Annotated in this window: 22 protein-coding genes; 11 read left to right on the top strand and 11 right to left on the bottom strand. The window is 60.5% G+C overall.

Annotation, left to right across the window (positions count from 1 at the left end):
- Window positions 1-72 precede the first annotated feature (72 nt).
- On the bottom strand, window positions 73-291 hold the full coding sequence (locus tag ACIOU9_RS00685) for a DUF3073 domain-containing protein (RefSeq protein WP_105657086.1): 219 nt from the start codon (window positions 289-291) through the stop codon (window positions 73-75).
- 222 nt (window positions 292-513) lie between these two features.
- Here ACIOU9_RS00685 and ACIOU9_RS00680 point away from each other — a divergent pair, with 222 nt between their 5' ends.
- Window positions 514-1,155, top strand: coding sequence for a septum formation family protein (locus tag ACIOU9_RS00680; protein ID WP_133833565.1), 642 nt, complete (start codon window positions 514-516; stop codon window positions 1,153-1,155).
- Window positions 1,156-1,228: 73 nt separating this feature from the next.
- Here the strand turns inward: ACIOU9_RS00680 and clpB are convergent, their stop codons facing one another.
- Window positions 1,229-3,817, bottom strand: a complete 2,589-nt coding sequence (gene clpB / locus ACIOU9_RS00675) for an ATP-dependent chaperone ClpB (protein ID WP_105657087.1) — start codon at window positions 3,815-3,817, stop codon at window positions 1,229-1,231.
- Window positions 3,818-3,987: 170 nt separating this feature from the next.
- Here clpB and ACIOU9_RS00670 point away from each other — a divergent pair, with 170 nt between their 5' ends.
- The 3 genes from ACIOU9_RS00670 to ACIOU9_RS00660 all read left to right on the top strand — a co-directional run bounded on the left by ACIOU9_RS00670 (window position 3,988) and on the right by ACIOU9_RS00660 (window position 6,473).
- Entirely contained in the window at window positions 3,988-4,482 is a 495-nt protein-coding gene (locus ACIOU9_RS00670) for a DinB family protein (RefSeq protein ID WP_133833563.1), read from the top strand.
- Between the two features lie 30 nt (window positions 4,483-4,512).
- On the top strand, window positions 4,513-4,980 hold the full coding sequence (locus ACIOU9_RS00665; protein ID WP_402695841.1) for a GNAT family N-acetyltransferase: 468 nt from the start codon (window positions 4,513-4,515) through the stop codon (window positions 4,978-4,980).
- Window positions 4,981-5,288: 308 nt separating this feature from the next.
- A complete protein-coding gene (locus tag ACIOU9_RS00660) occupies window positions 5,289-6,473 on the top strand; it encodes a TerC family protein (protein WP_105656995.1) in 1,185 nt (394 codons plus the stop codon).
- 73 nt (window positions 6,474-6,546) lie between these two features.
- Here the strand turns inward: ACIOU9_RS00660 and ACIOU9_RS00655 are convergent, their stop codons facing one another.
- Entirely contained in the window at window positions 6,547-6,957 is a 411-nt protein-coding gene (locus ACIOU9_RS00655) for a YccF domain-containing protein (protein WP_105656996.1), read from the bottom strand.
- A 126-nt stretch (window positions 6,958-7,083) separates the two neighbouring features.
- Between ACIOU9_RS00655 and trmB the strand changes: the two genes are divergently transcribed.
- Both trmB and ACIOU9_RS00645 read left to right on the top strand, forming a co-directional pair.
- Entirely contained in the window at window positions 7,084-7,941 is an 858-nt protein-coding gene (gene trmB / locus ACIOU9_RS00650) for a tRNA (guanosine(46)-N7)-methyltransferase TrmB (RefSeq protein ID WP_133833561.1), read from the top strand.
- Between the two features lie 50 nt (window positions 7,942-7,991).
- On the top strand, window positions 7,992-8,618 hold the full coding sequence (locus ACIOU9_RS00645) for a GNAT family N-acetyltransferase (RefSeq protein ID WP_402695839.1): 627 nt from the start codon (window positions 7,992-7,994) through the stop codon (window positions 8,616-8,618).
- Here the strand turns inward: ACIOU9_RS00645 and ACIOU9_RS00640 are convergent.
- The 4 genes from ACIOU9_RS00640 to dnaK form a co-directional block, all read right to left on the bottom strand.
- The gene (locus ACIOU9_RS00640) at window positions 8,615-9,043 is read right to left on the bottom strand and encodes a heat shock protein transcriptional repressor HspR (protein WP_105656998.1); all 429 of its coding nucleotides are present in this window, start codon (window positions 9,041-9,043) and stop codon (window positions 8,615-8,617) included. The genes ACIOU9_RS00645 and ACIOU9_RS00640 overlap by 4 nt on opposite strands.
- A 113-nt stretch (window positions 9,044-9,156) precedes the next feature.
- Window positions 9,157-10,131, bottom strand: a complete 975-nt coding sequence (locus ACIOU9_RS00635; RefSeq protein WP_402695838.1) for a DnaJ C-terminal domain-containing protein — start codon at window positions 10,129-10,131, stop codon at window positions 9,157-9,159.
- An 85-nt stretch (window positions 10,132-10,216) separates the two neighbouring features.
- Window positions 10,217-10,798 carry a nucleotide exchange factor GrpE gene (locus ACIOU9_RS00630; protein WP_105657000.1) on the bottom strand — a complete coding sequence of 194 codons (582 nt, stop codon included), beginning with the start codon at window positions 10,796-10,798 and terminating at the stop codon, window positions 10,217-10,219.
- 13 nt (window positions 10,799-10,811) lie between these two features.
- Window positions 10,812-12,665: a molecular chaperone DnaK gene (dnaK, locus tag ACIOU9_RS00625; protein WP_105657001.1), complete on the bottom strand. Its 1,854-nt coding sequence runs from the start codon at window positions 12,663-12,665 to the stop codon at window positions 10,812-10,814.
- A 249-nt stretch (window positions 12,666-12,914) separates the two neighbouring features.
- On the opposite strand from dnaK, the gene ACIOU9_RS00620 reads away from it, so the two are divergent.
- Entirely contained in the window at window positions 12,915-13,133 is a 219-nt protein-coding gene (locus ACIOU9_RS00620) for a PLD nuclease N-terminal domain-containing protein (RefSeq protein WP_402695836.1), read from the top strand.
- A gap of 82 nt (window positions 13,134-13,215) precedes the next feature.
- Here the strand turns inward: ACIOU9_RS00620 and ACIOU9_RS00615 are convergent, their stop codons facing one another.
- The 3 genes from ACIOU9_RS00615 to ACIOU9_RS00605 all read right to left on the bottom strand — a co-directional run bounded on the left by ACIOU9_RS00615 (window position 13,216) and on the right by ACIOU9_RS00605 (window position 17,869).
- On the bottom strand, window positions 13,216-13,689 hold the full coding sequence (locus ACIOU9_RS00615) for a small multi-drug export protein (protein WP_105657003.1): 474 nt from the start codon (window positions 13,687-13,689) through the stop codon (window positions 13,216-13,218).
- A 191-nt stretch (window positions 13,690-13,880) separates the two neighbouring features.
- Window positions 13,881-15,422 carry a DEAD/DEAH box helicase gene (locus ACIOU9_RS00610; protein WP_402695834.1) on the bottom strand — a complete coding sequence of 514 codons (1,542 nt, stop codon included), beginning with the start codon at window positions 15,420-15,422 and terminating at the stop codon, window positions 13,881-13,883.
- 305 nt (window positions 15,423-15,727) lie between these two features.
- Complete coding sequence (locus tag ACIOU9_RS00605; protein WP_402695833.1) at window positions 15,728-17,869, bottom strand: MMPL family transporter; 2,142 nt, start codon at window positions 17,867-17,869, stop codon at window positions 15,728-15,730.
- 129 nt (window positions 17,870-17,998) lie between these two features.
- Between ACIOU9_RS00605 and ACIOU9_RS00600 the strand changes: the two genes are divergently transcribed.
- The 4 genes from ACIOU9_RS00600 (at window position 17,999) to ACIOU9_RS00585 (ending at window position 21,776) form a co-directional block, all read left to right on the top strand.
- Window positions 17,999-18,511: a MarR family winged helix-turn-helix transcriptional regulator gene (locus tag ACIOU9_RS00600; RefSeq protein WP_105657005.1), complete on the top strand. Its 513-nt coding sequence runs from the start codon at window positions 17,999-18,001 to the stop codon at window positions 18,509-18,511.
- Window positions 18,508-19,131 (top strand): LysE family transporter, encoded by a 624-nt coding sequence (locus ACIOU9_RS00595; protein ID WP_105657006.1) that lies wholly within the window; start codon window positions 18,508-18,510, stop codon window positions 19,129-19,131. The genes ACIOU9_RS00600 and ACIOU9_RS00595 overlap by 4 nt, the downstream gene beginning before the upstream one ends.
- Window positions 19,132-19,270: 139 nt before the next feature.
- Window positions 19,271-19,780: a low molecular weight protein-tyrosine-phosphatase gene (locus tag ACIOU9_RS00590; protein WP_105657007.1), complete on the top strand. Its 510-nt coding sequence runs from the start codon at window positions 19,271-19,273 to the stop codon at window positions 19,778-19,780.
- Window positions 19,767-21,776, top strand: coding sequence for a chorismate-binding protein (locus tag ACIOU9_RS00585; protein WP_402695831.1), 2,010 nt, complete (start codon window positions 19,767-19,769; stop codon window positions 21,774-21,776). The genes ACIOU9_RS00590 and ACIOU9_RS00585 overlap by 14 nt, the downstream gene beginning before the upstream one ends.
- A 10-nt stretch (window positions 21,777-21,786) precedes the next feature.
- Here ACIOU9_RS00585 and cls read toward each other — a convergent pair whose 3' ends face one another.
- Window positions 21,787-23,283, bottom strand: a complete 1,497-nt coding sequence (cls, locus tag ACIOU9_RS00580) for a cardiolipin synthase (protein ID WP_286134130.1) — start codon at window positions 23,281-23,283, stop codon at window positions 21,787-21,789.
- Window positions 23,284-23,404: the final 121 nt, after the last annotated feature.

Below are 23,404 nucleotides of genomic sequence, written 5' to 3'. Positions count from 1 at the left end.
TGAAGAGCTGTACCACTCAATGCTTAAGGTGTGGCACTCTGAGCCAAGGACTCCCGGCATCAGAAGACGAGGCTACTCGTCTTCGTCATCTCCCGAGTACTTCTTAGTCAGCTCGTCGTATTCCGAATATTCTTCGTCATACGATGAATCATTACGCTCAGTGTTCTGAGCATGATGATCGGACTGAACGCCCAACTCGCGTTCAAGTGCCGAAAGGTCAGTGGACGGCGAGTAGTACTTGATATCTCGCGCCTGACGCTGTGCTTTAGCCTTTTGACGGCCGCGCCCCATGGCGTGACCCCCTCTTTTCAGTAGAGTCGGGAGGTGGTCCACCTTGAAAAGATGAAGGCCCCCGAATATGTGATCAGTTCTTTCGTAATTAAAGGTTAACACGATTCACCGGCGAGCGCTGAATGCAACACCCTCCGAAACCGCTAGACTGTCGATTAGTCCAACGACTATGTATTGAGCCGGCGAGCGATCGCCCGACCCAACCACGAAGGAGCTCAACAGGTGGTGGAAAACAATCTGCCCGAGCCGCAGGCGGCTTTGCCGCCATTGCAGCCAGAACCGGAGAAGCCCAAGCGTCAAAGTGCCCAATGGGCCTTGATGATTGTCGCCGTTCTCGCACTGGCCGCGGCAGTGGTTTTCGTGGTGTTGAGACTAGTGGATCCCCCTGCTTCGCCAACTGCGAACAACGTGGAGCGCAACGAGAATCCAGGCCTCGACGGCATTGTTGCCACCGAGATGCCTCCAACCCAGTTGGAGCAAGGCGACTGCCTGCGCGGATTCAATTCACCACTGGATCCGCAGACGGTCGTAACCTGTGATTCCTCCCACAATGCCCAACTGATCGGCATCTTCCAGGTCACTGGCGAGGAGTACCCGGGAGCCAACGTGCTGCTCACCCAATCCGAAGACCTGTGCAAATCGGTGTCACTGGATCCTCGTGCAGGGCTGGACTCCACCTGGACCTATCACTTCTCGCGTCCCTCGGAGAGCACCTGGGGCCAGGGCGACCGCACCGTTTCGTGCTTCCTGAGCCTGTCCGAGGGCGACGTCCGCAACTCATTGCTGCCAGAGGGCTCTACGGATGGAGAATCGGAGAACTCCGAAGAGGAGCCGTCCAAGGCACAGGAGACCACCGACAGCTAAGTCTGCGTTCAGGAAAAATGGCGAGGGCATGAACGGGATTCCATCCGTTCACGCCCTCGCCATTGCCAGGCTCCTAGGCCTTCTTGGCAACTTTGAGCTTGTCGCCAACTTCGTCCAGGGTGACCCCTACAGTATCCCCGTCCTGCACCGTTCCAGCCAGGATCTCCTTGGCCAGCCGGTCTCCGATCTCGCGCTGCACCAGGCGGCGCAGCGGACGAGCGCCGTAGGCAGGATCGTAACCGGTCAGGGCCAGCCAATCGCTGGCGGCCTGATCCACCTCCAGGTTCAAGCGGCGGTCGGCCAAGCGCTGTGCGAGCAGGTCGATCTGCAGCTTGACGATGCTGCCCAGCTCTTCGATGCTCAATGGGTCGAAGAGGATGACCTCATCGAGACGGTTCAAGAACTCCGGCTTGAACGATGCATTGACCACGCTCATCACCGCTGACTTCTTGGCCTCGTCTTCCATGCTCTGGTCCACCAGGAACTGGGAACCCAGATTCGAGGTGAGGATCAGAATGGTATTCCTGAAGTCCACGGTGCGGCCTTGGCCATCGGTCAGCCGCCCGTCATCGAGCACCTGCAGCAGGATATCGAATACTTCCGGATGCGCCTTTTCCACCTCGTCCAGCAGAATCACCGAGTACGGGCGGCGGCGCACAGCTTCGGTCAGCTGCCCGCCCTCTTCATACCCTACGTAGCCCGGAGGGGCACCGACCAGGCGCGAAACCGCATGCTTCTCCGAGTATTCGGACATGTCGATCCGCACCATCGCCCGTGGATCATCGAAGAGGAAGTCAGCCAGGGACTTGGCCAGCTCCGTCTTGCCGACACCGGTAGGACCCAGGAACAGGAAGGATCCGGTAGGGCGGTTCGGGTCGGCAATGCCGGCGCGGGTACGGCGAACGGCATCAGAGACAGCGGCAATAGCCTGCTTCTGCCCCATCAGGCGCTGCCCGATGATTTCTTCCATATCCAGCAACTTCTGGCTTTCACCCTGCAGCATGCGCCCGGCCGGAATACCGGTCCACGCCGAGATGACTTCTGCAATGTCATCCGCGGTGACTTCCTCGGCAACCATGGTGTGCGTATCGGCCTTATCGGCTTCGGCAGCTGCCGCCGCATCCAGTTCCTGCTGCAGCGTTGGGATCTCCCCGTAGAGCAGGCGAGAGGCCTGCTCCAGGTCGCCCTCGCGCTGGGCCTTGTCGGCCTGGCTGCGTAATTCGTCGAGCCTGACCTTCAGGTCACCGACGCGGTTCAAGCCAGCCTTCTCGGCTTCCCACTGGGAGTTCAGCGCGTCCAGCTGTTCCTTCTTGTCGGCCATGTCCTTGCGCAGCGCATCCAGGCGTTCCACCGAAGCTGGATCCGTTTCATCGGACAGCGCCAGCTCCTCCATGGTCAGCCGGTCCACCTCGCGGCGCAGCTCATCGATTTCCTCCGGAGCCGAGTCGATCTCCATGCGCAGGCGGCTAGCGGCCTCATCAACCAGGTCGATGGCCTTGTCTGGCAGCTGGCGGCCGGAGATGTACCTGTTGGACAGCGTGGATGCTGCCACCAAGGCGGAGTCCGCAATGGAAACCTTGTGGTGCGCCTCGTAGCGCTCCTTCAACCCACGCAGGATGGCAATGGTATCATCCACGCTGGGCTCACCGACATACACCTGTGCGAAGCGGCGTTCCAGGGCGGGATCCTTCTCGATGTTCTCGCGGTACTCGTCCAAGGTAGTAGCACCAATCAAGCGCAACTCGCCGCGGGCGAGCATTGGCTTGAGCATGTTCCCCGCGTCCATGGCGCCTTCGGAGGCTCCGGCGCCGACCACGGTGTGGATCTCGTCAATGAAGGTGACAATCTGGCCGTCCGAAGCCTTGATCTCTTCCAATACCGACTTCAGCCGCTCCTCGAATTCGCCACGGTACTTGGCGCCGGCGACCATGGCGCCCAAATCCAGCGAGATCAGGGTCTTGCCACGCAGGGATTCCGGCACGTCGCCCGCGATCATGCGCTGGGCAAGCCCCTCAACGACAGCGGTTTTGCCAACGCCTGGCTCGCCGATCAGCACCGGGTTGTTCTTGGTTCGGCGGGAGAGCACCTGGACCACGCGGCGGATCTCGCGGTCGCGGCCGATGACTGGATCCAGCTTGCCCGAGCGAGCCAGGGCGGTCATGTCGGTACCGAACTTCTCCAGGGACTGGAAGGTGGCCTCCGGATCCGGATTATCGACCTTGCGGTCGCCGCGGATGGTGGGCAAGGTGCCCACCAGCAGTTCGCGGGTGGCCCCGAATTCGCGCAGCGCGTCGCCGGCCTTGGTCTGGTCTGACGCCAAGGCGATAAGCAGGTGCTCCGTGGAGACGTAGGTGTCCCCCATTTCTGCGGCAGCCGCTTGGGCGTTGCTCACAACCTGCAGCAGCTGTCGGGAGTACTGGGCCTGGGCCACTGAACTGCCGGAGCTGGAAGGCAATGCGTTGATGACAGCGCTTGCCTTGATCGAAAGCGCGTCGACATCCAATCCGGCGGTCTTCAGGAGGGCGACTGCGACGGAGTCGCGCTGGTCCAGCAAGGCCTTCAGCAGGTGCGCAGGTTCAATCTGCGGATTGCCTGCGGTTGAAGCGTTCATCCCGGAAGCCGAGAGAGCTTCTTGGCTCTTAGTGGTGAGTTTGGTGTCCACGCGCATCCTTTCTCTAATTGGGTGAACCCATAAACTTGAGTGTACTTAACTCAACTCTACTCGCACTCTTCGTATTCCAGCTAGAGCAAGATTTTCGAAAGATTTTCTATTTCACTTGCCCCAGAGGCAAAATCCCTTGTCACTAACGATTTGCCGACTTAAGATAAAGCATGGCCAACCCGGATTCCAAAGACATTTTTTCACTGACCCACGATGATATGGTCCAAGTTTTCATCGATCAGCACCGGCAGATGCTGCTTTCCTGCACCGGCGGACTGAGTGAAGCCGAAGCCAGATTGAAGTTGGTTGAATCCAAGACCACGCTGCTCGGGCTGGTGAAACATGCGATCTTCGTGGAACGGGTCTGGTTCGGTGAAGCAGCCACCGGCCGCAGCCGTGCAGAGCTGGGCATTGCCTCTTCGCCCAGCAAATCATTCGACTTGGAGGCTTCCGACACCATCGATTCGATTCGGCACGAATATGCCCAAGCCATCGAACTGTCGCATCAAGCAGTCGAAGGCAAAACAGGAGATGACGTCTTCTCAGGCAACCGGCGTGGACCGCTGCCGCTGCGCTGGATCCAGCTGCATATGCTGCGTGAACTGGCACAGCATTGCGGACACGCAGATATCCTGCGTGAACAAATCCTGGCCGCGCGGAAATAGCGTGCCGCCCTCAACCGGTAGACTCCGGGCATGCCATTAGAACTCCACCCGCTTCCCGCTGAAGAATTCCATTCGTGGATGGCACGAAGTACCGCCGAGTACGTATCGGACCTTGTTGCCGCTGGCAGTTCCCAGCACAAGGCGCAGGAAGATGCAGACCGGGCCATGACCCGGGCCTTTCCCACCGGATTGCCAAGTTGCACCAATGCGGTATTCACCCTGGAGCATGGCATTTTCGGCGATGTGGGCTATGTCTGGATCGGCCACGACACCTCAGGCGATCCGGCTTCATGGTGGGTTTGGTACATAGTTGTCGACCCCGGGCACCGCGGCAAGGGGTTCGGACGCCAGGCCATGAATTTGGCCGAAGAATACGCCCGTGCCCACGGCGCACGTACCCTGGGGCTGAATGTGTTCGGATTCAACCAGAGCGCTCGCGGCCTCTATGAATCGCTTGGATATGAAACCACCAGCATCAAGATGCACAAGTCGCTCTAGCAGCGCCTAGTTCCTGCCCCTAGCCCACGTTGCTCCAAGCGAAGTGCATTCTTCGAATTGCTATTGACGCCTACCCAACTGCACAAAGACAAAGTACATTACAGATCATCATGACATCCACGGACCAAGATTTTTCCAGAAGCACCGCATCGGGATAAGCTGGTAGAACGTAAGGGAGTATTCATAATCGTTGAATCCGTCAATACGCAGGACTTCATGGTCCTGCCGGGTTTTGCGGCCAGCCCCGGGGTCGGTGAAGAGACTTACTCAGATGCGTTCGCGCGCTACTTACGAAAGCAGGAATCCCTATGGGAGTTTCCCCTATGATTTGGGGCATCACGATTGTCGTGATTCTCGCCCTTCTGGCCTTCGACTATTTCTTCCACATCCGCAAGGCCCACGTTCCATCGCTGCGTGAAGCAGCGATCTGGTCCAGCATCTATGTTGGCTTGGCCCTCGTTTTCGGTGTGCTGGTGCTGGTCTTCGGCGGAATCGACATGGGTGCCGAGTACTTTGCCGGCTACATTACCGAGAAGGCCCTGTCGGTCGACAACCTGTTCGTCTTCCTGATTATCATCGCCAGCTTCCGCGTACCCCGCGAAGACCAGCAGAAAGTCCTGCTCTTCGGCATCGTCTTCTCGCTGATCGCACGTACCGCCTTCATCTTTGTCGGCGCGGCGCTGATCAACCAGTTCGCTTGGGTCTTCTACCTGTTCGGCCTGATCCTGCTGTTGACCGCAGGCAACCTGCTGAAGAAGGATGACGAATCCGATGAGGCCAACAACTTCATCATCCGGATCGCCAAGAAGCTATTCCACACTACCGACAACTATGACGGCGACAAGCTGTTCACCAAGATCGATGGCAAGAAGGTCCTGACTCCGATGCTGCTGGTCATGGTGGCCATCGGCGGTACCGATATTCTCTTCGCTCTGGATTCCATCCCTGCGATCTTCGGACTCACCCAGAACGTCTACATCGTGTTCACGGCTACCGCCTTCTCGCTCATGGGACTGCGCCAGCTCTACTTCCTGCTCGACGGATTGCTGGACCGCTTGATCTACCTGTCCTACGGGTTGGCAGCAATCCTGGCATTCATCGGCGTGAAGCTGATCCTGCATGCACTGCACGAGAACAACTTGCCATTCATCAATGATGGTGAGCACGTGATGGTCATTGAAATCAGCACCGGCCTGTCGCTGAGCGTCATTATCGGCGTCCTGGTGCTGACAATTCTCGCTTCGCTGTTCAGCAAGGCAGGCAAGGCCCAGACTGCCATCGGCAACCTGCGCCGCCATGCCAACAGCTACAACGACCTGAGCTACACCTCGGACGCGGTCGAACGCGAACGCATCTACCGCGCCTTGGTGGAGGAAGAAGCGTATGTGAAAACCATGGAAAAGAAGTACCGCGACAAGGCCAAGGACGTGGACAAGATCCGTGTCGAGGTCGCCGAAGCGCACCGCCAGCACGATGAGTACCTCAAGAGCTGATCAGGTTCGTACATAAAGCGAATGGCTGCCAACCCCATCAAGGGTTGGCAGCCATTCGCTGTCTTGGCGCAGCCTAGCGGCGAACACCGCCGATGAAATAGTCCGAAGGCACAATGACCTTGCCCAGAGGCATCAGGGAAACCGGGATCATCTTCAAGTTTGCGATCCCCAGCGGGATGCCGATAATCGAAATGAACATCGGGATCGCGGTTACCACGTGCCCAACGGCAATCCAGATACCAGCAAAAATGATCCAGATGATGTTGCCCAGGGTGGAGAACGCGCCTACCGGGCCGTTGTCGACCACGGTGCGGCCAAACGGCCACAGCGCATAGCCGGCAATGCGGAACGAGGCGATGCCGAATGGAATGGTCACGATCAGCACGCAGCAGATGATGCCTGCCAACACGTAGCCCAAGGCCAGCCACAGGCCGCCGAAAAGCAGCCAAATAATGTTGAGAATACCGCGCACTAAATCAGTCATGGTTATATTCTCTGTCTTTTGCCTGTTTTACTCCATCGGGGATCCCCCCGATTTTCTTCTAGGGGTGTCCAATCCCCTACCGTTCGGCAAGCATCGAAGCAGCTTGCTCGGATAGGATTAATCATCATGAGCGAATCGAGCGAGCAGCAGCGCCCAGCCCACGGCACTGCCCCTAGGAACCCAGACCTTTTCCGTGCCGAGCCGGTATCCTTCGTGCGCCGCGGCAACCGCCTGCAGGGCCGCCGTGCCAGCGCCTGGGAGCGCAATGCCGATCAGTACGTCATTGAGCCGCCCCGCAAGATCGCCGACACTTCGGTTGCCGATGACTTCCAGCTCGATCCTGCCGAGGCTTTCGGACGCACCGCACCGCTGATCGTGGAGATCGGCACCGGCCTGGGCGAATGCATCGCCAACGCCGCCAAGGATGATCCCGAGCGCAACTACCTCGCCGTTGAGGTCTACCGTCCGGGCCTGGCCCAGCTGATGCTGAAGGTCGAGTCTTTCGGCATCACCAACGTCCGCGCAGTGCAGGCCAATGCCCCAGAGGTTCTGGATGTCATGCTGGACGAGAACAGCGCCGATGAGATCTGGATCTTCTTCTCAGATCCATGGCACAAGCCGCGCCACCATAAGCGTCGCCTGATCAAGGCCTCGTTCCTGGACAAGGTCTCCCGCGTGCTCAAGCCGGGAGGCACCCTGCGCTTGGCCACCGACTGGTCCAACTACGCCGAGCAAATGCGCGAAGTCCTCGAAGCCCATCCGGACTTCGAGAACCAGCATCATGGCAATCTGTCCGGCACTGAGAGCAACCTGACCAAGGTGCGCCGCGAGGGCATGGAAGGCTTCGACCCCGAGCCAGAATTCACCGATGCCCAGGGTGGCTGGGCCCCGCGTTTCGAGCGCCGGATCCTGACCAGCTTCGAAGGCAAGGCGCTCAAGGCTGGTCGTCTGGTCTTCGATCTGGCGTACACCCGCATCGGCTAGTCGCCGAAATAAAGCATTGAAGAGGCCATGGAATCCATAGGATGGATTCCATGGCCTCTTCTTCTGCGCAAAGTCTGCACTACGCCAAAGCTCCGAGAATGGACTATGCCGGGGTGCGGCTAGAACAATTGTCAATGGACCACGCCCCGGATCTGATCCAGCTCGCAGCCAACGGCCAGTTGGATGAAGCGTGGTTTGCCACCACTCCATCGGCCGAATCCATGCGCTTGGATATCCAGCGCCGCTTGGCATTGCAGGAAACTGGCGAGATGGCTCCCTTTGCGATCATCGACCTGTCCACCGGCAAAGCGGTGGGGGCCACGACTTACTTGAATATCGACGCGGCAAATCACCGCGTGGAAATCGGCTCAACGTTCCTGGCCATGCCAGCCCAAGGCACCGGGATCAATCCAGCTGCCAAGTTCATGCTGCTGCGCCGGGCTTTCGAGGAACTGGATTGCTATTCAGTGGCTTTCTGCACGCACTGGCACAATGCCGCTTCACGCGCCGCGATTGCACGGCTCGGCGCCAAGCAGGATGGCGTGCTGCGCAATCACAAATATGATCCAAAGAGCGGCACCCTGCGCGATACGGTGATGTTCTCAATACTCCCGCACGAATGGCCTGCCGTGCGCACCCAATTGGAAGCGCGCTTGGCCCGGCACGGACGGATCTAGCGTCCGATAGCGCGGCGCGCGGTAAACAGCGTCACGGTCGGTTCACGGCGTTCAGGGCGCATGCCCCTAGCCAACGAAACGATGTCGCCTCCAGCGGTGCCCGCAGCGAAGATGCGAGATTGGCCCTGGCGTACGGCGGAAAGTTCTTGGCGAAGCCCATTGACTTCGGTTTGCAGATAGGCGACTTGATCTTGCAGGTCCAGGATGCGCTTGATGCCCTCGAGCGAGACGCCTTCCTTGCTCAGGGCCTGCACCTGGCGCAACAGTGATACGTCGCGCTGCGAGTAGCGGCGTTGCTTTCCGCTCTGGCGGCTGGGCGAAACCAAACCAATGCGGTCATACTGGCGCAGCGTCTGCGGATGCATGTCTGCAAGTTGCGCGGCGACGGAAATGACGAAGACAGGTCGCAGGTACTCCCCGTTCACGTTGCTTCTACCACCTTTCTGCAAGGACCTTGGATTCGGTCCCTATTGCCTTCGAGTCTATCTTCCCTGCCCAGCCAATTCGATGACGGGGCAGGGAAGACAGCCTATTGGGTTCAGAGCTTGGCTTTGGCAGCCAAATCCACTCGTGGATCCTCGCCCTCGGTGGCTGATGCGAAGTCCTCCACGGCCTTCTTTGCAGCATCCGAGAGGTTCTGCGGAATCGCGACATCCAGGACGATCAGCAGATCGCCGGTGGCCTTGGAGGTCTTCACGCCGCGGCCCTTCAGACGCAAGGTGCGCCCGGAGTTGGATCCAGCGGGAACCTTCACCGCAACGGAATCCCCGTCCAGGGTCGGTACGTGGATCTTTGCTCCAAGCACCGCTTCAGCGAAGGTCACCGGCACGTGGATGCGGATGTTGTTCTCTTCGCGCTTGAAGAACGGGTGCTCGCTGACCTTGACCTTGACCAGCAGGTCGCCGTTGCCGGCAGCACCAGGCTGGCCCTTGCCGCGCACGCGCACCGACTGGCCATCCTTGATGCCCGCCGGTATGCGCACGTCAATGACCTCGCCATTCTGCTCGCGCAGGCCAATGGTGGTGCCCTTAATTGATCCGGAGAAGGAAATCGTGGTGCTCGCCGTGCGGTCAGCACCCTTGCGCGGTGGTGCGCTCTGGCCGAAGCCGCCGCCACCGAAACCGCCGCCACCACCGAAGAGGTCGGAGAAGTCCGGCTGCCCGCCGCGGCCACGTGCGCCCGCTCCGCCGCCTCCGAAGAGGTTGGAGAAGATGTCCTCGAAGCCGGCTTGCCCGCCGGGGCCGCCCGGTCCGCCACCAGCAGAGAATCGCGCTCCGCCGCCCATGGCGCGGATCGCGTCGTACTGCTCGCGCTCTTCCTTGTCCGAAAGCACCGAGTTGGCTTCGGAGATGTCCTTGAATTTCTTTTCAGCGGCCGCATCACCCTGGTTGGTATCCGGGTGGTACTTGCGCGCAAGCTTGCGGTACGCCTTCTTGATGTCCGCCTCGCTGGCGTCCTTGGAGACGCCCAGAATGGCGTAAAAGTCTTTTTCGATCCAGTCCTGACTTGCCATCAGGGCCCCATCCTTTCAGTGCCAATTCGACACTGCCCACTGTCGAAGACTCGGCAGTGGGCAGTATCGATTGTGCTATTCGTGGCTATTCGCCGGTTGCTACCAGCACCTGAGCTGCACGCAGGATGATGGTTCCCTTGCGGTAACCGGTGCGCAGCACCTGTCCCACGTGGTCGGCTGGAATCTCGTCAACAGCCTGGCGAAGCAGGGCTTCGTGGATGTTCGGGTCGAATTCCACGCCGGCCTCGTTGATGCGCTCCAGGCCATGCTGAGCCAGAATTCCATCCAGCTTGTTGGCGATCGATGCGAACGGGCCGTCGGCGAGGTCGCCGTGGGCTCGTGCCGCATCGATGTCGTCAAGCACCGGAAGCAGGGTGTTGAGCACGGACTGCACGGCGTTTTCACGCGCTACGGCCCGGTCGCGTTCCACGCGCTTGCGGTAGTTGACGTATTCGGCCTGCAGGCGCAGCAGGTCGTTGCGCAGTTCGGTTTCCACCGCACCGGCCTCTTCCGGCTGCGCCGAATCGGCTTCAGCGCCAGCAGCAGCTTCGTTCAGGATCGCCTCGGCCTGACCCAGGGCGTCAGCGGTTGGCTGCTCGTTGGCGGCCTCTGGCTGGTTCTCCGGCTCCTGGCCGGAGTTCTCGTTCTGGTCCTTTGCCTCGGACATATTCCTAAACTCCTTACTTCTTGTCGGCTTCGTCTTCGTCGATGACCTCGGCGTCGACGATGTCTTCATCAGCGTTCGGTGCCTGCTCGCCCTCAGGAGCCTGGGCGCCCTCGGCCTGCGCGTTGGCGTAGATTGCCTCGCCCAGCTTGGTCTGCGATGCCTGCAGCTTCTCGAACGCGGCCTTGACCTCGTCGTCGTTGTCCTGCTTCTCCAGGGCAGCCTTCAGGGCGTCGACGTCAGCCTGGACCTCGGTCTTGACCTCTTCAGGCAGCTTGTCTTCGTTGTCCTTGATCAGCTTGTCTACGGAGTAGGCAGCCTGCTCAGCGGCGTTACGGGTCTCAGCGGCCTCGCGGCGTGCCTTGTCCTCTTCGGCGTGTGCTTCAGCTTCCTGGACCATGCGCTCGATGTCTTCCTTGGACAGCGAGGAACCACCGGTGATGGTCATCGACTGCTCGGTGCCGGTGCCCTTGTCCTTGGCGGATACGTGCACGATGCCGTTGGCGTCGATGTCGAAGGTGACCTCAACCTGCGGGATGCCGCGAGGAGCCGGTGCGATACCGGTCAGCTCGAAGGTGCCCAGCGCCTTGTTGTCGCGGGTGAACTCGCGCTCGCCCTGGAAGACCTGGATGGATACCGAAGGCTGGTTGTCCTCGGCGGTGGTGAAGGTCTCCGAACGCTTGGTCGGGATCGCGGTGTTGCGCTCGATCAGCTTGGTCATCACGCCGCCCTTGGTCTCGATACCCAAGGACAGTGGGGTGACGTCGATGAGCAGAACGTCCTTGCGCTCGCCCTTCAGCACGCCTGCCTGCAGCGCTGCGCCCACGGCGACAACCTCATCTGGGTTCACGCCCTTGTTCGCTTCCTTGCCGGCCAGGTCCTTGACCAGTTCGGCAACGGCTGGCATGCGGGTGGAACCGCCAACCAGGATCACGTGGGCGATGTCCGAAACCTTGACGCCTGCCTCGGCGATGACGTCGTTGAATGGCTTGCGGGTGCGCTCCAGCAGGTCCTTGGTCAGGTCCTGGAACTTGGCACGCGAGAGGTGCTCGTCCAGGTGCACTGGGCCTTCCGGGGTCACCGAGAGGTACTGCAGCGAGATGTTGGTGCTGGTAGCCGAGGACAGTTCCTTCTTGGCCTGCTCAGCAGATTCCTTCAGGCGCTGCAGCGCGATCTTGTCCTTGGACAGGTCCGCGCCCTTGGCCTTGGCCTGGGCCAGCAGCCAATCCACGATGCGCTGATCCCAGTCGTCGCCGCCCAGGCGGTTATCGCCTGCGGTGGAGCGGACCTGGATGGTCGAGAAGCCGTCGTCGTCCTTGCCGACTTCCAGCAGGGAAACGTCGAAGGTGCCGCCACCGAGGTCGAAGACCAGGATGAGCTCGTCTTCCTGGCCCTTTTCCAGGCCGTAAGCCAGCGCAGCTGCGGTTGGCTCGTTGACGATGCGCAGGACGTTCAGGCCGGCGATCTCGCCAGCTTCCTTGGTGGCCTGGCGCTCTGCGTCGTTGAAGTATGCAGGAACGGTGATCACCGCGTCGGTGACCTTCTCGCCCAGGTACGACTCAGCGTCGTTCTTCAGCTTCATCAGGGTACGAGCCGAGATTTCCTGAGCGGTGTACTTCTTCTCGTCAACGTCAATGGTCCAATCGGTACCCATGTGACGCTTGACCGATGCGATGGTGCGGTCGATGTTGTTGACGGCCTGGCGCTTGGCGATATCGCCAACCAGGACTTCGCCGCTCTTCGAGAAAGCAACGATCGACGGGGTAGTGCGGTTGCCTTCCGCGTTTGCGATAACGGTTGGCTCACCACCTTCGAGCACGGAAACGACGGAGTTGGTGGTTCCTAGGTCGATACCTACGGCACGCGACATAATGGCTCTCCTTTGCCTTGGTTGAAAGTACTAACGCTGAGGACATTTATCCTCATTGAGCGTTCTGCACTCAAGTTTACTCAGCCGCTTTCGGCTGTCAAATCAACTTGAGCGAAGGTGACTCAACTTTGCGTTCTGCTCATTTCAACTGCGGTGGTGAGAGAATAATTCCCGTCCTGAAAAAATTTTTCATTCATCCGCTTTCAACGCTTCCAGCGGGCGGGAAAAGCGGCAGCTAGGAGCCACCTCATGGAAACAAAGCGCAAGTTCCAGGATCTGCCACCGGGCGGAAAGATCGCGGTCGCCTCTGCGGCAATTGCCGAGCTGACCTTGATGGTTGCGGCACTGCGGGATTTGCACAAGCGCCCCGCCGAACAGGTCAAGGGTCCAAAGTCGGCATGGGCAGCGGCCAGCATGATCAATTTCCTTGGCCCCATCGCCTATTTTGCTTTTGGACGCCGCAAGTAATCCCTTGGCATTCCATAGCCACTGGAAAACAAGCCGTCCTCGGTCATTCGAGGACGGCTTGTTCGCTTTCAGCGAGTTCCGGTTAGCCCATCAGGCTAATTCCCCGGGCAGCCAGAACGCCAAACGCGGTGCCCCACAAGATAATCGAGATGATCTGCCAGATGATCACCTTCTGCTTATTGGCGCCGAAGGAGACCAAGGCAGCCGAGGTCACCTGCGAAGGCAGGATGGTCTGCCCCAGAAGGCTCACCCCGGCAATGCCGTATTTATCGAAAGCTCGGCGCAGCTTCTCGAACTTTCGTTCCTTCTTCTCCGAGTCCTTGCCCTTGCGAACCTTGTTGCGCACGGCGTGGGCGCTGTTGACGAACAACAGCATGGAAATCACGTTGCCGATCACGGCGGTGGCGATGGCAGCAACCACCGGAACACCGATGACCACGCCAATGGCCGAACCAAAGTAGGACTCGATCAGCGGAATGGCAGCTAGCAAGGCAACCGCCAAGAATTGCAGTGGCTCCGGGAAGGACGCGGCGAAATTCTGCAGGGATTCAATCATGGCTGGTGCTCCTGAAGCGGTGAAGGTTAATCGGCGGCTCGTTGCTTCAATCCTATGTATCGCCTAGTCGAAACGGGATCAGCCAGCAGATCTAAACTTTTGACGCGCAAATTCCCGGGTTTAACGCAAAACTCCCCCGCATCCATTGGGATGGATGCGAGGGAGTACTCCGCAAGGATTAGTGCCAGCGCCTAGTTGCCGCGACCAGCCGGGCTCGATGCGCGACGCGGGCCACGCGAACGGCCACCGGTTGCACCGCCAGCGGCATTGCGGCCGCCGGTTCGCGGTGAGCGCGAAGGGCTCGACGGGCGTTCAGCGTTGGCACCTCGTGCGCCGCGGGCTGGACGGTCGGTGTTCGCACCGCGAGCGCTGCGCGCTGGACGCTCGCCCTGGCTAGCGCCGTCACGTTCCGTACGGCGGCGTTCGCCGCCACGGCCCTGGGCTTCGGCAGCTGGCTTGGCGCCACGCGCCGGGCGCTGGCCGCGGCCACCGCGGCCGGCACCTTCACCGGCAGGCTTGCTCTTGGCAGGATTGCGCTTCTGCTGAACCGGAGCAACGTAGGCAACCGGCTCGGCAACTTCGCCGACGACCTTGGCCACAACCGGAGAATTCAGGTTGACCTTTTCGAAAGGCACCTTCAGTCCGGCCTGCTTCAGCAAAGTCGAAACGTCGCCCTGCTGATCAGGGGTGCAGATGGTCACTACAGTTCCATCCGAACCCGCACGTGCGGTACGGCCGGAGCGGTGGGTGTAGGCCTTGTGCTCTGCTGGTGGATCAACGTGGACAACCAGCTCCACACCATCAACGTGCACGCCACGAGCGGCAACGTCGGTGGCGACAAGAACCTTCGCCTCGCCTGAAGCAAAAGCAGCAAGGTTGCGGTCACGGGCATTCTGCGAGAGGTTACCGTGCAGGTCTACCGCCGGAACGCCAGCCTTGGACAGGGTGAGCGCCATCTTCTTGGCGTGGTGCTTGGTGCGCATGAACATGATGCGACGGGCAGTGCCCTGGGCCAGAACGCGGATCAGGTCCTTCTTATCATCGTTGCCGATGACGAAGACGTGGTGCTCCATGGTGTTCACAGCGGCCTTGGGTGCATCCACCGAGTGAATGGTCGGGTTGCTCAGGTAGCGCTTGACCACCTTGTCCACACCGTTGTCCAAGGTAGCGGAGAACAGCATGTGCTGGATGCCGGTTGGCATGCGGTCCATGATGCGGCGAACTACAGGCAGGAAGCCCATGTCGGCCATGTGGTCGGCTTCATCCAGCACGGAGATTTCCAGCTGGGACAGGTCCACGACCTTCTGCTTGATCAGGTCATCCAGGCGGCCCGGGCAGGCGATGACAATGTCCACGCCCTCGCTCATGGCCTTTTCCTGGCGGCTCTGGGCCACGCCACCGTAGATCACGGTGGTACGCAGGCCTGCGGCCTTTGCCAGGGGGTCAACGGTCTTGGCAATCTGGGTCGCCAGTTCACGGGTTGGAGCCATGATCAGCGCGCGTGGGAAACGGGCCTTGCGGCGCTGTGGGCGATCTGCCAGCCGGGCTACCAGGGGCAGCGAGAAGGCCAAAGTCTTGCCGGAGCCGGTCTGGCCGCGGCCCAGGACGTCGCCGCCAGCCAAGGTCGAAGGCAAGGTGGCTTCCTGGATCGGGAAAGCGGCTTCGATCCCGCTGGCAGCAAGGACTTTCGACAGGTATTCGGGCACGCCGAGGGCGCTAAAAGTTACGGACATATTCAAACTTTCTCTCTGATTCGCACGCCTGCTTCAGGCGTTGGGTTTCGCCGAGCCAGGAGGAAGTCCGCAACATGCAAGGCCAAGGAAGGCCTGCTGCCAAAAGTGGACCGGCGGAGGTTTTCCGGGCGATTCACAGGAGGGAAATCTAAACTGTCGACGCATGCGCCACAGAATTTTCCGGTGACGCACAAGTATCCATACTACAGTGCGAAAGCGGGGCCCGTCTGTGAGCGGCCCCGCTTTGCACTGCCGCCCCGGGAGACGTTCACCACTAGGGCTCCCGGGACAGGCCGCCGCGCTGCCTAATTCAGCTCGAATTCCTTCTTCGCCAATTTCGAGGGCCACCAGACCTTTGGTCCGATTTCTTCGACCAGCGCCGGCACCAGCAGGCTTCGCACGACGAAGGTATCCAAGAGCACCCCGAAGGCCACGATGAAGCCCAACTGGCCCAGGAACATGATTGGCACCACACCCAGTGCGGCGAAGGTAGCGGCAAGCACCACGCCGGCGGAGGTAATCACGCCGCCGGTGACCTTCAAGCCCACCCGCATGCCCTCACGGGTTCCGCGCTTCAAGGATTCCTCGCGCACACGGGTCATCAAGAAGATGTTGTAGTCAACGCCCAGCGCCACCAGGAAGACGAAGCCGAACAGCGGTACGGATGGATCGGCACCCACGTAGCCGAAGACATTGTTGAAGACCAGTGCACTGACACCCATCGCTGTGCCGTAGGACAGCACGGTGGTCAGGATCAGCAGCACCGGAGCCAGAATGGAACGCAGAAGCAGCATCAAGATCAGCAAAATGGCCAGGAGGGTAATCGGAATGATCTTGAACAGATCCGCGATGGCCGTCTCGTTGGTATCGAGCTGGGTCGCAGTGGTGCCGCCGACCAGCGCGTCGGCGTCGACCGCATGCAGCTGCTCGCGCAGCTCGACCACGGTCTGCTTGGCGGCATCCGAGTCCGCTGCATCGGCCAGCGTCACCGACATCAGGTTGCGGCCATCGACGCTCATTGGCTCGGCCCCGCGGGCGGCCATGGCCGGTCCGCCGTCTTCAGCCTGCAAGTAGGCCGAATCCACGCCGGAGACTTCAAGGGCCTTTTCCAGGGCCGTCTGCGCTTCGGCTTCATCGACAATCACCGTGGCCGGGGATCCCGAGCCGCCAGGGAAGTGCTCGCCCAGGGCGATCTGCCCGTCACGCGACTCCGAACCGCCTACCACCAGCTCGCTCTGCGGCACGCCATGGGCCTTGAGCTGGGTCATGCCCAGCGCTCCCACGGCGAGCACCAGAGCGGTGATGATCCAGATCGGGCGCGGATGGCTGGCAACGAACCGCGCGATGCGGCCCCACAAGCCTTCCTTCTCCTGGCCTTGGGCGTCCACGGCCGCCGGCTTGGGCGGGAAGGGCCAGTAAGCGGCCCGTCCCAGCAAGCCGAGCACCGCTGGCAGGAACGTCAACGCGGCAATGATCGAGAAGATGATGCCCGAGGCGCCAATGGGTCCCAGTGCCTTATTGGAGTTCAGATCGGAGAACAGCAGGCACAGCAGGCCCACCGTCACGGTGCCGCCCGAAGCGACAATCGGTTCCAGCGAGCCTTTCCATGCGGAAGCCACGGCCTGCCACTTGTCCTGGCCGGCCATGAGCGCTTCCTTGTGCCTGGCCACGAACAGCAGCGAGTAGTCGGTAGCCGCACCGATGACCAGGATGGACAAGATGCCCTGGGCCTGGCCGTCGAGCCGGATCCAGCCTTCGGATGCCATGAAGTACACCGCGACAATTGCCGCGCACAGCGCGACGACCGAGGTGAGCAGCACCGTGAAGGGAAGCAGGATCGAACGGTAGACCAGCAGCAGGATCACCAGCACAGCTACCAGGGCCACGCCCAGCAGCACGCCGTCGATGCCGCCGAAGGCCTCGACCAGGTCGGCGCTGAAGCCTGCCGGCCCGGTGACATAGGCGGTGGTGCCCTCGGGCTTCTCGGCAGCCAGGAGCGCCCGCAGCTCTTCGACTCCGGTATCGGCCTCCACCTCGCCGGAGACCGGAACGATGAATTCAGCGGCCTTGCCGTCTTCGGAGAGGAAGGGCCCGGTGATCTGCCCGTCCAGATGCGTGAAGTCCTTCAGCGCCTCGCCGATCCCTCCAGCAGTTTCCTTGCTGACCTCGCCATCGCTGGTGAGCAGGACCACCGCTGGGATTGCTTCGGTGGAGCGGAATTTATTTTGCCATTCCAGGGCTTCGGTTGCTTCGGCGGTGGCCGGCAGGAATGAGGTCTGGTCGTTGGTCTGGACCTCGGAAAGCTTGCCGAAGGTCGGGCCGCCGATTCCGGCTACACCCAGCCAGAGGATGATCAGCAGGGCGTAGATTCCTGCCCTGATGCCGATACCCTTCTTGTCCAATCGCTTCTTGCCCGATGGCTGGTCGGTTTTCGCTACATGCGCCACTGATCCGTCCTCACTCGTGATTGCTGGCGGTGGATCAAAGGGCGATCCGAATGCCATACTACAAGACTTACTTCCATCGTCGAAATACTTCCCAGGCTATTAAATGCTTTTCCGACTAGGATTGCGCCTATGAGCGCAAGAGAACAGCACAATTTGGTCATGCTCCTGCAGGAATTCGGCCAAGCCTCGGACCGCTACGTTGAGTCCACCGGAGCACTTTACGCAACGCACCGCACGGATATGAATGCGCTGTCGATCATCATGAAATACGAGCAGCGCAGCCTTCTGCCTTCCCCGCGCGACCTGAGCCGCGACCTGCAACTGAGTTCTCCGGCTACCACCGCCATGCTCGACCGCCTGGAAAAACTGGGAATGATCGAGCGCCAGCGCTCGGACCGGGATCGCCGTGTCATCCGCATCGCCATGACACCCAAAGCCCGCGGCAAGGGCATGGAAATGTTCATGCCGCTAGGTGCCAAAATGCGGGAAGTGATCAGCCACTACGACGAACAGCAGCTGCAGGTCATAGCCCGCTTCATGGCAGAAGCCGTCGCCGGCGTGGACAGCGCGCGCGAAGAAGTCGTAACACAGCGGGCAACGAAACCAGCCAAGAGCGCGACGGACACTAGCCTTAAGCAGTGACCCTTTCACTCTGGATATCCCTTCTCAGCGCCTGCATCGTCATCAGCTTCACCCCCGGCGCCGGAGCCATCAACACGATGAGCAATTCGATGCGCCAAGGCTGGCGTGCTTCCATTTGGGGCGTGCTCGGGCAGCAGATCGCCTTGCTGATCCATGTGGTGATCGTTGCCGCCGGAGTCGGTTTGCTCGTGGCCAGCTCGCCGTTGCTGTTCGCCATCATCCGCTACGCAGGCGCTGCCTATCTGGTGTATCTCGGTATCCGCATGCTGCTCTCCAAGCCGGAGGTCGCCTCCGATGGAACCAGCACCGGGCACCGCCTGACCCGCTGGTCCATGCTCAACCGGGGCATCCTGGTCAACCTGCTCAATCCGAAGGCCATCGTCTTCTTCTTGGCTTTCACCCCGCAGTTCATCCGCACCGATCAGCCGCTCCTGGCCCAATACGCCATCTTCATCGGCACGGTCATCGTGGTGGACATTGCGGTGATGTTCTTCTTCTTTGCCGGCACGGCCCGCACCTTCCAGCGCTTCACCGCTACTTACCGCGGCGCCAAGTTGCTGAACGTCCTCTTCGGCGTACTGTTCATCCTGGTCGCCGCGCTCCTGCTGCTCATGCACTAGCATTTTCGCCCCGCTCTTGCCGCAGAACTCCTAGCCGTGAACCGATTCCCGGGCCAATTTCCGAATCGTTGCCGATTTGTTGCCGGGAAACGGGCGCGTAGCTATCGATCGAATCGCCTTGTGCCCATAGACTGATGCCATGTTCCGGATAATGATCGTGTGCACGGGAAATATTTGCCGTTCGCCTATGGCCGAGTACATGCTCAAGAATGCGCTCAAGGATGCCGAGGTCTCGCAGGTCGAGGTCATATCGCGAGCCATCACCGATGGTGAAGTCGGCAAGCGCATCGATGAGCGTGCTGCCAGTACTCTGCGCAGCCATGGACTTGATGCATCCGAGCACATTGCTGCCCAGATCGACTCGGACGAAATCGCCAAGATGGATCTCGTACTGGCGATGGACACCGACCACTTCGAGGAACTCGTTCCCGAATTGGCCGAAATCGATCCGAGCGAACGTCCGCAACTGCGGATGTTCCGTTCCTTTGATCCGGGAACCGCGAGCTCCCCGCACGACCAGCAGGGCATCTATGACCCCTGGTACGGTGATGCCGGAGACTTCCGCGAGACCTGGAAACTCATTTCTGCTTCCCTGCCTGCCCTTGTAGATTACGTGCGGAGTAACATCGCCTCTCGTGGAAACCGCTAGACCAACGCTGATTGCCATTGACGGGCGTTCCGGATCCGGCAAAAGCACCTTTGCAACAGACCTAGCGAAATACCTGGAAGCCACCGCCTCCATAGCTATTTTGCGCCTCGAAGAGCTCTACCACGGTTGGGACGGGCTGCACCTGTCCTTCGATCTCTACCACCGGATCCTGCCTCAGCTCGCAGCAGGCAACACGATCACCTACCCCACCTGGGACTGGGCCGCGGGTGCCCTTGGCGCATCCAAGAACTTCACTCCGGCCGAGGTAGTGATCATCGAAGGCGTAGGAGCGATCCATTCCGACGCCCGAGAATTCCTCGATATCGGGATCTGGCTGGAAGCACCCGAAAGCTTCCGCCGCGATCGGGCGCTGGCACGCGATGGACAGGCCTACCGTCCGTACTGGCAGATGTGGGCCGAACAAGAGGAACGGTACCTGCTGGCCCATCAGCCGCACGCCGCAGCAACCCTGATCATTGATGCCGCTGGCGACCACGACCCCATCGAGATCTGGGCGCGTTCCTGCCGCTACCTGCCTGCCATGATGCGCCAGCTTTGCCTCCGCTCCAACCAGTCCCCCACTGCCCCAACCTTCCGCCAGAGCTACGAGGCGCCAGCCGATACGGCGTCACTCTTCGAGGAACTGGCCCGGTCCCTTCCGCATGCCGCACTACTGGAATCAACAAGCCATAAGCTCAGCGACCCGTTGGGACGCAACCGCTATTCGTTGATCGCGCTTTCGGCGGCAGAACAGCCCCCGGTACTGAGCGCCACCAGCCACGGCACCACCGTCAGCTTGCCCGGAGCGCAAGTACGGCTGGGCGAGGATTTCTTCCGCGCGCTGGCAGGCCTCTGGCCTGCCGGAACCACCGCTAAAGTCGGCTACCCGCTGCCGGCATGGGTGGGGTACCTCGGTTATGAGCTCAAGCGCGAGCTCGGCGCCGCGGATCTGCAGGCAGTGGTTGAACCCGGGCGGGTGCGCCCCGATGCCCAGTTCTTTGCGCCGGATACCGTGGTGGTCATTGACCATCAAGAAGGCCAGATGCATCTGCACAGCATTAGCGAACCGGCAGCAGCGCTGAGCATCCTGTTGGGCAATCCTCCAGAACTGCGCGCCCACCACCCGTTGCCTATCCCGCAGTTCAGCTGCGCGGATACCGAAGCCGGTTACAAGCAAAAGATACGCCAGGCCCAACGCGAGATCTATGAAGGCAACACCTACGAAGTTTGCCTGACTACCGAACTGACGGCCCATGCCGAACTGTTCGATCCGTTCGAGGCCTACTGCCGGATGCGCCGCTCCAGCCCTGCACCGTTTGCCCACTACCTGCGTTTCACTGATCTGCAAATCGCCAGCATTTCACCGGAACGGTTCCTCGCGCTGTCCAAGGACGGGCAGTTGCGGGCCGAGCCTATCAAGGGCACCCGGCCGCGTGGCGAAAATGAAGAATCAGATCTCGCGTTGAAGCATGATCTGGCCACCCATCCCAAGGACCGGGCCGAGAACATCATGATCGTTGACCTGTTGCGCAACGACCTTTCGCACCATGCGGTTCCCGGGTCGGTGAAGGTTGCCCGGCTGTGCGCGGTGGAAACCTACGCGACAGTGCACCAGATGGTCTCCACCATCGACGCCACGCTATCCGCCCCGCAGCTGGCCGCCGAAGCCCTGCGCGAAGCTTTCCCGCCGGGCTCCATGACCGGTGCACCGAAGCTGTCCACGATGAGCATCTTGGATGAGCTCGAAGAGCACCGTGCCCGCGGCCTGTACTCCGGGGCCGTGGGGTATCTGGGTGCTGATGGTGCCGCCGATTTCTCCGTGGTGATCCGAACCCTGGTGTGCGACCGGCTAGCTGACCAGTCATGGCGGTTGAGCCTGGGCCTTGGCGGGGCAATCACCGCTGATTCGGTGCCCGCTGAAGAGTGGGACGAGGTCATCACCAAATCCCGCGGCGTGCTTCAAGCACTGGGCGCCAGTTTCCCGCAAGACACTTAAGCCAACTGAATTATTGCAAGGTGGCCGTCAAGCGAGCCACATTGTCGATCCAGCGTTGCATGCGAGGACGGCGGCGCCACTGCGAGAGGGTGATTTCCGAGGAAATCCCGCGGTAGTGGTTCTGCACCTGGTTAACCGCATCGACCATTTCCTTGCCCAGCAGCATCACGGAAATTTCCATGTTCAGGCTGAATGAGCGCATGTCCATATTCGAGGATCCCACCACGGCCACGTCGTTATCCACGGTGAAGCACTTGGTATGCAGCACCATCGGTGCCGGGTAGCGGTGAATGCGCACGCCGGCTTCCAGCAGCTGCTGGTAGTAGGACTGCTGCGCGTGGTGCACCAGGAACTGGTCGCCCTCTTCGCAAACATACAATTCCACTTCTACTCCGCGCTGGGCGGCAGTGGTGATGGCATAGAGCAGCGAATCGTCGGGAACGAAGTAGGGGCTGGTGATTTCCAGGCGTTCGGAGGCAGAATAGATCAGCGTATTGAACAGCCTGAGGTTGTTCTCGGTACCGTATCCGGGGCCGCTGGGCAGCAGCTGCGCCAGGGTGGAACCGGGACGTTCCTCATAGGCCAGCGGGTGGCGGGCCTCGGCCATGTCCATCAGCACTTCCTGGTCGTCGTCCTCCTGCCACCAGTCGGTAGCGAAAGTGACGTCGAGGCTGCGCACCAGCGGACCTTCGACCCGGAGCATCATTTCAACCCATTCGCGGCCCACCTTATGCGAGGACTCGCGCTTGTAGCCGGGTTCAATCAGGTTCTGGCTTCCGGTGAAGGCCACCTCGCCATCAACAACGAGGATCTTGCGGTGGTTGCGCAGATCCGGGCGGCGCCAACGACGGCCAATCAGGTCGATGGGCAGCATCGGGCGCCAGTTGATACCGGATTTCTTCAGCCGCTTCTTGAAATCCTTGTAGCCCTTGACGCGCAAGGTTCCCAGGTGGTCGAAGAGCAACCGGACGTGCACGCCGCGCTCCGCGGCCGCTTCCAGCGCATCGAGTACCGGTCCAACATAATCCGGGTCATCGCCCATGATGTAGAACTGGATGTGCACATAGCGGGTGGCGTTATCGATTTCCTTGCGCATGGCATCGAGCGAAGCCCGGTAATCGGAAATGACCTCTACCTGGTTGCCGCCTTCCAGCGGCATGGCACCAAGATTGCGGTTGAGCATGACTGCCGATTCGACCCATTCCTCCTGGGAATGGAATTCTTCGGGCAGCTGCATGTGGCTCGTGGCCTTCATGATTTCATCGTGCGCACGCCGCTGCTTTTCCAAGCGGCGGCGCGACAGGTGCGGATTGGCGAAAAGCCAGTATGCGACAAGTCCCACAACGGGCAGGAAGAAGATAGCCAATAGCCATGCCATGGCGGTGGTGGGGCGCCGGTTGCCCGGAACGATGCCGATCATGAAGTAGCGAACCGCTAGCTCTATTGCGACCAGCACGCTCCAGAGAACGCCGCCAATCTGCAAGAAGACTTCATTACTTGGCCACACTCGGGCACCCCCTTGGCTACACCCCGCGAATTCGGCATTATCGGCCTCTGATCTGCGATGTACAGGCCAAAATCCTTCGCTTAGCTTATCGAACATTGCCGGACTTGTCTGAATCTCCGCC

The sequence above is a fragment of the Glutamicibacter sp. NPDC087583 genome, assembly GCF_044743685.1.
Lineage (GTDB): Bacteria > Actinomycetota > Actinomycetes > Actinomycetales > Micrococcaceae > Glutamicibacter.
This window is presented reverse-complemented; position numbering and strand designations above follow the sequence as displayed.